The 11377-nt window shown below is 72.5% G+C and carries 10 protein-coding genes; 1 reads left to right on the top strand and 9 read right to left on the bottom strand.

Annotated features, from left to right (window positions below; all coding sequences use genetic code 11):
- Positions 1 to 58: 58 nt before the first annotated feature.
- The 7 genes from ACFV7Q_RS36260 to ACFV7Q_RS36230 form a co-directional block, all read right to left on the bottom strand.
- The gene (locus ACFV7Q_RS36260; RefSeq protein ID WP_385435191.1) at positions 59 to 928 is read right to left on the bottom strand and encodes a carbohydrate ABC transporter permease; all 870 of its coding nucleotides are present in this window, start codon (positions 926 to 928) and stop codon (positions 59 to 61) included.
- Entirely contained in the window at positions 925 to 1887 is a 963-nt protein-coding gene (locus ACFV7Q_RS36255) for a carbohydrate ABC transporter permease (RefSeq protein WP_385435190.1), read from the bottom strand. The genes ACFV7Q_RS36260 and ACFV7Q_RS36255 overlap by 4 nt, the downstream gene beginning before the upstream one ends.
- On the bottom strand, positions 1881 to 3221 hold the full coding sequence (locus ACFV7Q_RS36250; protein WP_385435189.1) for an ABC transporter substrate-binding protein: 1341 nt from the start codon (positions 3219 to 3221) through the stop codon (positions 1881 to 1883). Before ACFV7Q_RS36250 ends, ACFV7Q_RS36255 begins: the two co-directional genes overlap by 7 nt.
- Positions 3218 to 4207, bottom strand: a complete 990-nt coding sequence (locus ACFV7Q_RS36245) for a GNAT family N-acetyltransferase (RefSeq protein ID WP_385435188.1) — start codon at positions 4205 to 4207, stop codon at positions 3218 to 3220. The genes ACFV7Q_RS36250 and ACFV7Q_RS36245 overlap by 4 nt, the downstream gene beginning before the upstream one ends.
- 858 nt (positions 4208 to 5065) lie before the next feature.
- Positions 5066 to 6178, bottom strand: coding sequence for an ABC transporter substrate-binding protein (locus ACFV7Q_RS36240; RefSeq protein ID WP_385435187.1), 1113 nt, complete (start codon positions 6176 to 6178; stop codon positions 5066 to 5068).
- Between the two features lie 238 nt (positions 6179 to 6416).
- Complete coding sequence (locus ACFV7Q_RS36235; RefSeq protein ID WP_385435186.1) at positions 6417 to 6956, bottom strand: hypothetical protein; 540 nt, start codon at positions 6954 to 6956, stop codon at positions 6417 to 6419.
- A 289-nt stretch (positions 6957 to 7245) separates the two neighbouring features.
- The gene (locus ACFV7Q_RS36230) at positions 7246 to 8076 is read right to left on the bottom strand and encodes a dienelactone hydrolase family protein (RefSeq protein WP_385435185.1); all 831 of its coding nucleotides are present in this window, start codon (positions 8074 to 8076) and stop codon (positions 7246 to 7248) included.
- Between the two features lie 152 nt (positions 8077 to 8228).
- On the opposite strand from ACFV7Q_RS36230, the gene ACFV7Q_RS36225 reads away from it, so the two are divergent.
- Positions 8229 to 9293: a GlxA family transcriptional regulator gene (locus ACFV7Q_RS36225; RefSeq protein ID WP_385435184.1), complete on the top strand. Its 1065-nt coding sequence runs from the start codon at positions 8229 to 8231 to the stop codon at positions 9291 to 9293.
- 52 nt (positions 9294 to 9345) lie between these two features.
- Here ACFV7Q_RS36225 and ACFV7Q_RS36220 read toward each other — a convergent pair whose 3' ends face one another.
- Positions 9346 to 10350, bottom strand: coding sequence for a HEAT repeat domain-containing protein (locus tag ACFV7Q_RS36220; protein WP_385435183.1), 1005 nt, complete (start codon positions 10348 to 10350; stop codon positions 9346 to 9348).
- 6 nt (positions 10351 to 10356) lie between these two features.
- Positions 10357 to 11004, bottom strand: coding sequence for a HEAT repeat domain-containing protein (locus tag ACFV7Q_RS36215; protein ID WP_385435182.1), 648 nt, complete (start codon positions 11002 to 11004; stop codon positions 10357 to 10359).
- Positions 11005 to 11377: the final 373 nt, after the last annotated feature.

The following is an 11377-nucleotide window of genomic DNA, read 5'->3' as shown; positions in this document are numbered from 1 at the left end:
GCCGACGGCGACGGGACGGCGGGGAAGCCCGGCGACGTCGGACGCGTGCCGGAGCCGCTCACTTGAGGCCGCTGAGCATCACACCGCGGATGTAGTACTTCTGCAGCAGCAGGAACAGGACCAAGATCGGCAGGGTGCTCAGGACGAGACCGGCCATGACGATCGGCATGGTGCGGGTCGGGTCGACGTGGTCCTGCAGGAGCTGGATGCCGACGGGCAGGGTCATCACGTCCGGGTTGGCGGTCGAGATGAGCAGCGCCCAGATGTACTCGTTCCACGCGTGGACGAAGGTCAGCAGACCGAGCGTCAGCACGACCGGTCTGGTCTGCGGCACCACGATCCGCCACCACACGCCGAACTCGCCGGCACCGTCGATGCGCGCGGCCTCCAGGACCTCGTCCGGGATCGAGACCATGAACTGGCGCATCAGGAAGATGCCGAAGCCGTTGACGAGGAACGGCACGGAGAGCGCCGCGATGCTGACGGTCAGGCCCGCGCCCCCGCGTCCGAACAGGTCGTTGCCTCCCGCCAGCGGCCAGTGCACCAGGATCAGGAAGTGCGGGATGAAGAAGAGGAACGGGGGGAACATCATCGTCGACAGCACGAGTCGGAAGATCAAGTTCCGGCCGGGGAAGCGGAGTTTGGCGAGCGCGTAGCCGGCGAGGGACGACGTGAACAGCACCGACCCGGTGATCACCGTGGTTGCGACGACGCTGTTGCGGAAGAGCACCGGCAGGTCGAGCTGGTCGATCGCCGCCCGGTAGTTCGACAGGTCGAAGGCCTCGGGCAGGAACCGGTACGGCAGCGTGCCGGCCTCGCCGGCCCCCTTGAACGACGTCATCACCATGTCGAGGAACGGCACCACCGTGAGCACGGCGCCGATCACGACCACCAGGTACGAGAACCACGGGAAACGGCGGCGGATCATGCGTCCTCCCCCTTGCGCCGGTAGATCCACAACTGCACCAGGGTGACCACGAGGACCACCACGAACAGCACGAACGCGGCGGCGCTCGCAGGACCCCAGTGGCCGTACGAGAAGGCCTGGCGGTACATCTCCAGGGCGGCCACGTTGGTCGCGTCACCCGGCCCGCCCTTGGTCATCACGGTGATCAGCGCGAACGACTGCAGACCGCTGATGAGCTGGGTGATGCACACCAGCAACAGGGACGGCCGCAGTAGCGGCAGCGTGATCTTCCAGAAGACGGTGACCGGCCCGGCGCCGTCGAGCGCCGCTGCCTCGTAGTACGACTCGGGAATGGACTTCAGCCCGGCGGTCAGGACGAGGATCGCCGAGCCGACCGAGGCCCAGGCCTGGACGACCACGACCGAGGGCAGCGCCGTGTCCGGGTCCTGGAGGAAGGCCACCGAGCCGAGCCCGAGGGCGTTGAGTACGCCGTTGACCAGTCCGCCCGGCTCGTACATGTACTTCCACACGTTGCCGACGGCGACGACGGTCGTCACGATCGGCAGGAAGTACAGGGTGCGCCACAGACCCTGGAACCGCAGGTTGTCGATGCAGGTGGCGACCACCACCGACCCGGCGAGCGCAAGGACCACGGTGCCCAGGGCGAACAGCAGCGTGTTGGTGAGGATCGGCGCGAGGAACGTCGATCCTTCCGCGAAGAGGCCCGTGAAGTTGTCCGTGCCGACCGGTTGGATGCCGCCGACGTCGAACCCGGTCCAACGGGACATCGACAGCAGCAGCGCGAAGCCGAGCGGCAGGATCAGGAAGACGGCGAAGAACAGCAACGTCGGAGCCAGGAAGAGATAGGCGGCGACGGCCTGGCGGCGCCGGGTACGGGCGCGGCCGTCGACGGCCGGCCCGGCGGCGCGCGTGGGGGGCGCCGCCCGGTCGATCGTCGTCGGCGTCAGCGTGTTCACCACGAGCGCGACACCTCGCGATCGACTTGACGACGGGTGGTGCGCAGCGCCTGGTCGACCGACTGCTGACCGGTCCACAGCGCCTCGATGTTCTTGCGCAGCAACGATTTGGCCTGTTGCGCACCGGGCACGTTCGGCTCCGGCACCGAGTACGCCAGCGCGTCCAGGAAGGGGCGCAGGTTGGCATCGCCGTGCGCGTCCAGGAGCGTCCGCATGTCATCGGCGCGGCCGGTCAGGGAGCCGACCGACACTTGCAGGGAGCTCATGCGGGTCGCTTTCGCACCCTCCTCGGCGCCCTTCACGTCCACCTTCTCCGTGTTGAGCCAGCGCAGGAACTCCCAGGCCGCCCGCGGGTGCTTGCCGGCCGCGTTGACGCCCAGCATGAAGCCGGTGGAGAGCGTGGCGCGCTCGCCGTCGGCCTCGGGGAGGGGCAGCGGCGCGACGCCGACGTCGCGGTAGTCCTTGCCCATGAGGGTCTTCAGGCTTCCGGTCCACCATCCGGCGCTGACCACCATGGCCACCTGCCCGGACCGGAAGGCCTTGTAGACGTTGACACCGGGGGTGCTCGCCCCTCCGGCGACGAGGCGGTGCTCCAGGTCGAACACGGCCCGCCCGGCCGGCGAGTCGATGGCGGTGCTCCTGCCGTCCTTCGAGACGAACGTTCCGCCTGCGGCGTTGAGCAGGGCGAGCGTCTGCCCGACGGTGGTGGAGTCGTCGGCGGTCGACAGGCCGAAGCCCTGGACCAGCGTGTTGCCGTACCGGTCGCGCCTGGCGGTGCGGTAGGCGGTCTCCTCCAGCTCCCGCCACGTGCGTGGCGGGCCGGCGACGCCGGCTTCGCGCAGCAGCCGCTTGTTGTAGTAGAGGGCGTACGTCTGCACCTCGGTGGGATAGCCGTAGACCTTGCCGTCCACCGAGGCGGCGTCGACCGCGGATTCGCTGTAGCCGCGTGTGATCTCCTGGGCGTGGTCGGGCGGAGCGGGCCGTAGGACGCCCGCCCGGACCAGCTGGCCGTTCCACAAGCAGTAGGGGTGGAGGATGTCGGTGCCCTGGCCCGCGGCCTGCCGGACCATGAACGTGGTCAGCAGGTCCGTGAACTCGACGGCCTTGGTCTGCACCTTGACCCGGTCGTGGGTGGCGTTCCACTCGTCGACCGGGCCCTGGAGGGCCTCCTTGAGCACCCCGCTCGCGTAGTGGGAGAGCAGGGTCAGGACGATCGGATCGCCGGGCCGCCCGGTGCCCTGGTGCGGCGCGGAGCATCCGGAGGCGAGCAGCGCCGAGGGGAGGGCGAGAGCGAAGTGACGGCGGCTCAGGCCGCTGGCGCGGCGTGCCGGTGTCATCGAGCGGCCTCCCGGCGCATCACCCGGAAGACGCGGGTCGTCGTGAAACCGGTCTTGCGGTACATGTGACCCGCCGGGGACTGCGCACCGGTCCACAGGAACCACGCGGCGTGCGCGCGGCGCGCCCGCATCCTCTCCAGGACCAGGTGCAGGAGGACCTCGCCGAGGCCGGTGCCGCGCATCTCCTCCAGCACGCCGATCGGGCCGAACCGCTCGTCCACTGCGTCGAACGCGCCGTGCATGGCCCAGCCGACCATGCGGTCCGAAGGGTCCCGGGCGACGACGATCCGGTCGAGCGGCGTGCCCGTGGCCAGGCACGTCCGGATCGTGCACGCCCAGTCCGGACCGAAGTGGCTCCCGGCGAGCGCGAAGAGATCCACCAGGTCGTCGTCGGACGGGGTGGCGAACCGGTAGCCCTGCGCCGTCAGCTCCTCCATGCGGCGCGCGACGTCCTCCGGGAAGCGGTAGCCCACCAGGCCGCGGTCCATCGCCGCAGCCTCGTACAGCGTGCGGAAGCCCAGGGACTCCAGGAGCCGGGCCGCTTCCGGGTACGTCTCGGCGTCCAGGCCGGGCAGGACGTAGTTCGGGGTGTACGAGGAGAAGTCCACCCGGCTGCGGCCGTGGCGGTGCAGCCAGTCGAGGGCGTCTGCCAGCAGCCGGTGCCCGAGGCCGCGCCTGCGGGCGGCCGGGTCGACGAAGAAGAACGGGATCCAGCCCTGCTCCGGCTCCAGGTCGGTGCCGGCCATCGGCGTCAGACGGCGCACCGCGTAGGCCGCGCCGACGATGCGGTCGCCCTCGACCGCGACCCGAAGTCCCTCCGGATCGAAGTTGGCGTCGAGCAGCACCAGGGAGCGGAAGCGGTCCGCAGTGATGGGATCGGCCGGCGCACTGCGCCGCCACACCTCCACCACCTGCGGTCCGTCGCCCGCGCGAAAGCCGCGGATGGCGGCCTCGGATGTCGTTGTGCGGTCGGTCATCGCGGTCATCGGCGGGGATGTCCTCCATACGCAGGTCAGGACGACGCCGTGCGCCGCCCGCAGAGCTGCTTCGGTCGGGTGCGGATGCGGGTGCGGTCCATGGGGGCGCGTGGGCCGACGAGGGTCCCGTCCGGCTGCCGGGGCGGCTCGGCCCGGGTTCTTCGTGACGGCTGTGGGTGCTGCAGCGGCAGCCGCTTCGCTTCCGTCAGGGGAACAGGTGCAGGTCGCACGGTGCGGAAGACGTCTCAGGGGGAGCAGCAGGTCGGCGCGGGCCCCATCGGCGCGGTGGCGCCGGCGGACCACACGGCGGCTGTGGGGCGTCGCCCGCCCCGCCGGCCCGCCGCAACGCACCGCCGTCAGTGGCGCGCCACGTTGAGTGATCGGGGTACACCCGCCGCCACAGCGCACCGGCCACCGCCCCGGCGGTGGGTACGGGAGGCAAGACCTCCCGGTCGGTCACATGCGGCCGGACTCCGCGCGACGGCCAGCGCGGGTGCGGCCGGGCGCAGGTCGGGCAGAACGCCGGTGCGGCTGGTCACCAGCCCGAGCCGTCCGGGCCCTGCGAATCCGGGTGACGCGTACTGTCGTGCGATCCCGGTCGTCACAGCGACGCGGTCGTCCGTGCTCATTCCTTGCCCCGTCTCCAGTGACATCTGGAAGCCACGGCAAGAAATCTACTGGTATGTCCGTTAGTTTCGCTTTATTTACCCATAGGTCGCGCCGAGGGCGGCCCGGACCCCTCCCCGCCCGCAGACTGGGCGGCGCGGCGCGGCGGGGCGGGACAAGGGTGTGGGAGCGCTTCCCCCGACGAGGCCGTGGAGGGAAGCGCGTTGACCGTCGGCCCTCGCCTTGAGCTGGCGCGCTCTTTCAGGCGGTGTGGAGGGTCCGGAAGCGATCGGGTTCCGCCGGGTCCCGGTCCGCGATCTGGATGGGCGGCCAAGCCCATTGCCACACGCTGATGCCGGGCGTGCGGGAGAACCGGATCAGTCCGCGGGTTCCCTCGACCGCCACGCGCGGCCATGACGCGGTGACGGCCGCCCGGTCCGTGCCGTGTGAACGCAGCACGTGGGCGAGGACGGCGATGGTGTCCCAGCCCTCGAAGGCGACGAAGGAGGGGGCTGCGCCCAGCCGCTCGCGGAGCTCCCTCCCGACGCGTTCGCCGAGCGGTTCGAGGCGCTCGGGTAGGTACCGCAGGAACGGGATCCCGGTACCGTCCTCGCCCAGCGCCCCCAACCATTGGGGGAACTCCGGTTGTCCTGCCGGGGCACCGATCAGAACCTCCGCGAGCCGCCGGTCGCCGCGGACGGCTCTGACGATCGGCACCGCCGGCTCCGGATGGCCGACCAGCAGGAGGAGGGCGGTCGCACCGTGGTCGACGAGCGCGTCGCACAGTGCCTGCGTGGTGAGCGCGTTCGTGTCGAGTTCGACCACGGCGCCGCCCCGGGGAGCGAGGTGGTCCCGCAGGACGCGGACTCCGGACGCCCAGTAGACGCTCGGCTGGGTCGCCACGGCGATCCGGCGGTGACCCGTGCCGAGGAGGAAGTCCGCGTAGGTCCGCCAGCCACGGGACTGGGCCGGCGCCAGGCGCGCTACCCGGTCCGTCGGCCGTTCCGTGAGCGCGTCGAGCACCCCGGACGAGCAGAGGAACGGCACGTCGAGGGCGTCGGCCCGAGCGGCGGCGGAACGGGCGACGACGCTGTGGTACTCGCCCACCACGGCGGTCACGCCGAGGCCGGCCAGTTCGTCCACGGCCGCCGCGGCCCGCTCCGGATCGGCCGCGGTGTCCCGGACCAGTAGTTCCAGTGGTCTTCCGCCGATCCCGCCGGCGTCGTTGACCTCACGAACGGCCAGGTCGAGCCCGGCGAGCAGATGCCGGCCCGCCTCGACCCAGCCGGGCCTCGACAGCGGGACGAGAGCGCCGATCTGGACGGACGACCCGTCGGCCCGTTCTGCGCCGAACAGCGATGGTGGGGTGTTCATCAGGTGCCTCTCCCCTGGGGCGATGCGGTTACGGTCCACCCGGATCGCGCGGCGGCCGGGCCGGCGGTCCGCGTTCACCCCGCCTCGCCGTCGCGGGCGCGCCCGGGTGATCGTGCCGGTCATTGGAACGGCCGGCATCGCCGACGGGCAACCGATATTCGTGCGACGGGCCGGGGGAGTGCCGCGGCACCGCGATCACGTCGGACCGTCGTCCAACGGGAGGGGCCTGCGCACAGGGTCATCCCACTTCGTCCTCGACTTCCAACGCTTGTCTCGCCAGGCCTATGAACGAGACGTAGGCGTCCCGGAAATCCAGGTACGCAGCGTCGTAGTCGTGGCTCCGCTCCGGACTGCCGTCACCGATGAGCGCCTTGAGCAGCGGCTGCACGCGTCGTGCCCTCTGCCGCACCTGCTCCGCCGCGGCGGAAACCTCGGCAGGACCGTCGAGTCTGACTTCATGGGCCGCCTTGTTGATGGTCCCGATGGCAGGGCCGATGCGCTCGTACATCTGCGTCAGGAGCCGGTCCTTGCCCTCACGGTCACGCGCCGCGTCGACCTCGTCGATCTGCCACGTGACCTCATTGAACGCGTGTGCGCAGTCCATCATTTCCCGGTAGGTGGACCGACGCCGGTCGCGCTGCTCACGAAGGGCTGCCGCCGTCGTGGTCGTTCGGGCCTGTGCCAGCGCCGCGCGCGAGGTCGCGCGCGCGGTGATGTAGCTGGCTCCGAGCGCGGTCAGCGCGGTGAGTATGCCGACCCACAGTCCGCTATTCGCCATGGTGGAGGAGTCTGCCAGCCGGGAGCGCCGTCGGGACAGCGCGCATCGATCGTCGACCGCTCCGTGACGGCCAGCGCACGCGGCTTCCGGCCGGGCGCTGCTCACCGGAGCCGGTCGCGGCGCCCACGCCGCGGCAGGGAGGCGGGGGCTCGGAACCCAGCGTTCCGGTCGAAGGTCTGCCGCAGTGCCGGGCGTTCAGACCGGGCGGGCCCGGCGCTCCGGCGGGGCCGGCACCGCCGTCGCTCGGAGTCCGTCGTCGCCGTGGCGCAGCTCATGCCCAGCCGCCCGGTCAGACCGTCGGCAGCGGTCGCTTCCCGTGCGGGTGCAGGCGGTCCGTGAGGAACGCGAGGATCTCGTCGCGGGCCCGGATCGTGGGGTGGCCGTCCTCGTCGACGAGATGGGCCGTGACGACGCTGTGGGGGGTGCCGACCAGGTCGGCGAAGAAGGGCGGCGGGGCCGGGTTGGCGGCGCTGTCCGGGAGGACGCGTCCGTCGAAGGCGTCGCCGAGCAGTGCGCGGTAGGCGGCGAAGCGCCGCCCCGTGCACCAGCGGTCGCCCTCGAAGCGGTAGGCGAGGACGGTGAGTCCGTCACGGTCGAGCCGGTCGCGCACCGCCCGCGCGTCCGCCGCGTCGAGTTCCAGCCCACCGGGGTCGTCGAGCGGCAGCGAGGGGTGGTTGACCACCGGGGCGATCACCGCCGGCTCCAGGGCCATGGTGAGGGCGAAGTTGCCGGTGAAGCACAGGCCGATCGCGCCCACCCCCGGCCCTCCGCACGCGGTGTGGGCCTGGCGCGCCAGGCCGCGCAGCCATACCGTCACCGGGCTGGTGCCGCCCCCGGCGAAGGCGCGGAACTCCGCACTGACACAGGCGCGGCGGACGACCTCCCGGCCGCCCTCGATCGTGGGGAAGGCGCCGTCCGTGCCGAACAGGGAGGGCACGTGGACGGTGAAACCCGCGTTCCGCACCCAGCGTGCGAGCCGCAGGACGTGGGGACTGATGCCCGGCATCTCGGGCAGCACCACGACCGCGGGCCCGGCCCCGGCCACGTACACCGTCTTCACCACCCCCTCGACGGCCACGCTCCGGCGGGTGAAGTCGGTGATCGGATCGTCGTCGCTCATGGGGCCAGCCTGGCCCGGGGACCGACCGCCGGGTGAGGGGCGGGACCGCCAAGGCAGGGGGTAATCTCGCCACACGCGGGGCAGGCGACGACGATATGCGGCCCGGGCCCGAGCCCCGGGGCGGGGCCGGAGACGCCAGGGGGTGCGGGGCGATGGCCGAGACGGCGAGGCGGGCGCAGGACGGTGCGGGTCCGGGCTCCGGGCCGGGTGCGTTGCGGGTCGGGGTCCTGGCGTACCCGGACTGCTTCGCGTCCGAAGTGTTCGGCGTCCCCGACCTGCTGACGATGGCCGGGCACGTCGCCGGATCGGACGCGCCCGGCTACCGGGTGTCGGTCGTCTCGCCCCGCCGTCGGGTCACCGCCTCGGGCGGCGCGGTCCTCGACGTGCGTCCCCTGCGCGAGGTCGACGTCCTCGTGGTCCCCGGTTTCGAACTGCCCCCGGACACCGACCTCGACGCGCGGCTCGCCCGACTCGCCCCCGAGATCGCGGCGATCCGCGCCCGGGCCGCCGCCGGCACCGCCGTCGTCTCCCTCTGCGTCGGCGCGTTCCTGCTCGCCGAGGCCGGGCTCCTCGATGGGCGCCGCGCCACCACCTCCTGGCTGCACGCCGGCGAACTGGCCGCACGCTGCCCGAACGCCGACGTACGGCCGGAGCACCTCGTCGTCACCGACACGGGGGTGACGACCACGGCCGCCTTCAGCGCCATGTACGACTTCGCGCTGGACCTGATCCGTCGACACAGCGGCGCCCGGGTGGCCCGCACCACCGCACGGGTGACGCTCGTCGACGACGCCCGGACCTCCCAGACCCCGTACGTCGACCCGCGGCTCCTCCCGCAGCCCGGCCGGGAGTTCTCCCAGCGGGTCATGCGGCGGCTCGACCAGAACCTCGCCGAGCGGTACGACCTCACCTCGCTCGCCGACGCCTTCCAGGTCAGCACCCGCACGCTGCTGCGCCGCTTCGCCGAAGAGACCGGACGCAGCCCGCTGGCCCATCTGCAGGCCTCCCGGGTCCGCCGCGCCCGCCACCTCCTGGAGACCACCGACCGCACCGTCGCCGCCGTAGCCGCGGCCGTCGGCTACCAGGACCCCGGCACCTTCGCCACCCTCTTCGCCCGTCACACCGGCCACCGCCCGAGCGCCTACCGGGCCGCGTTCCGCCGCCCGGCCCGGGCGTCCGCCCCGGACGTACCCGTCCCGTACCGCAACGGTGCCTGACGCGGCGGTGGCGGCCGCGGGCGGCCCCCGGGCATGCCGGCCGGAACGGCCGTCACCGTGCGTCGCGGAGCTCCAGAACGTAGGCCGCGGTGAGCGCGACGGCACGGTCCTCGTCCTGTGACAGGTCGGCGAGGACACGTGAGGCCGTGCTGCCGGGGACGTCCGCGAGGGCCTGCGCCAGCCGCAGCCGTGCGGATGCACCGGCGGCGTGGGCGCCGAGGTGGTCGACGAGCCCGGCGACGATCCGGTCCGCCAGTGCGGGGTCACTCGCCAGCGCGCCGAGGGCATCGGCTGCTTCGACGTCGTTCACCTCGTCTGCGACCATTTCGGTGAGCGTGGGGACCGCGTCGGCCACCCCGCGCGCCCCGAGCGCGAGGGCCGCACACCTGCGGACCCCGACGTCCGAGTCCGCGAGGGCGTCCTGCAACAGGGCGGTCGTCCCGTGGTCCGGGATCTCCGCGACGGCCTGCACCGCACGTCTCCTCACCTCGGCAGCAGGTGACGCCAGCCCCTGCGCGAGCGGGGCCACTGCGGCACCGCCCGATCGGGCCAGCGCCCAGCGGAGCGCTCCGGCGACGTTCGGCTCCGTCTCCCCCAACACGGCCTCGACCAGGGCTTCCACCGGCACCGCACCCCCCTCGGCCGCGGACAGGGCCGCGCGCTGCCGCTTCCCGGCACTCTCCGATGCCAGGGCGTGCAGGAGCTCGACGCTCCGCAGGACGTCCTCCCAGTCGGCGGGTTCCGCGGCACCGATCCGCTGCAGCCGCGTCAGCAGTTCCGTCTCGGCGGCGATGCGTCCTCGCGTCTGACGGACCAGGCCCTCGATGAGCCCCGAGGGCGAGAACCCGGGATCATCCAGCGCCCGTGCGACGTCGCGCAGCGGCAGTCCCAGGGACCGCAGGCTCTCGATGTGGAAGACGCGCCGGATGTCCTCGCCCGAGTACTCCCGGTAGCCCGCCCCGGTACGTCCCGTCGGTCGCAGCAGGCCGAGCGACTCGTAGTGGCGCAGCATGCGGGCGCTGACCCCGGACCGCCGCGCCACATCACCGATCAACACGTCCCGTTACCCCTTCCGAGCGGTCGTGCCCAGGGCCGCGATCCGCTTCGCTTCCTCGACGGCGCACTCGAACCCGGCATCGGGGTCACGCACCAGCCGCTCCGTGACCATTGCGTGCTGGCGCACCCGAGGGGCCGGATCCGTCATCGCGGAACGCAGGACCGGCACGACTGCCCCACCCAGCGCGACCAGGGCCCGGCTCAAGCTCAACTGCGTTTCCCGCCCGCCGCGCCCGAGCTGCGTCGCCAGCACCTCGGCCAAGCCGGCCCTACCGCCTTCGGGCACCAGGACGACCGCTGCCCGCCAAGCGCTCCGCGCCACCTCGTCGTCGGCGTCGGTCAGCAGCGCCCGTGTGATCGCCGGCCACGCCTGCCGGTCCCCGACCTTCGACAACGTGTGCAGGGCCTGACTGCGTGCCTGCACGCACTCCGAGCCGAGCGCGTCGACCAGCTTCGGGACCGTCACCGAGGACGAGTGGCGCGTCAGCGCCCACGTCAGCATGTCCCGGACGTGGAAGTCGGGTTCGACCCCGCACCGCTCGATGAGCGCGTCCACGGAGCGGGGGTCCGCGGCCGTGCCGACCGCCAGGGCCGCCCGCAGCCGCACCGACGCACTGCTGCTCTCCAGCGCCTGGACAGCGCGCACCACGTTCATTTCCTCTCCCCGAACGACCACCGGGACCACCTCCTCGGCACCAGTGAAGGCCTTGTCACAGTGTCAAGGTCAAGCCGGCAGCCGGCAGCCAACAGCCAACAGCCACACCGTGGCGGCCCGGCCGCGGGTCCGGCGCCGCCGGCACGACCGGGTGACGGTCCTCGGTGAAAGAGCGGGAGAAAAGCGGGAGGAAGGGGAACGTCGTGGGGTAGCAGGCCACTCCAGCGAACAGGGCCGGCGGGCCACCCGCATCGATCAGCCCCGGGGCACGCCACGCGCCCGCCGGTCCCGGGCCGGGTCCCCTGCGATCAGCGCCCCCTGCGCAGCGGTAGCCCGGTGCTCGGGACCGGTTCGGACGGTCGCCGGGCCGCTG

The sequence above is a fragment of the Streptomyces sp. NPDC059851 genome, from assembly GCF_042732005.1.
GTDB lineage: Bacteria > Actinomycetota > Actinomycetes > Streptomycetales > Streptomycetaceae > Streptomyces.
Note: the sequence above shows the minus strand (reverse complement) of the source record. Positions and strands in the feature narration are given on the sequence as shown.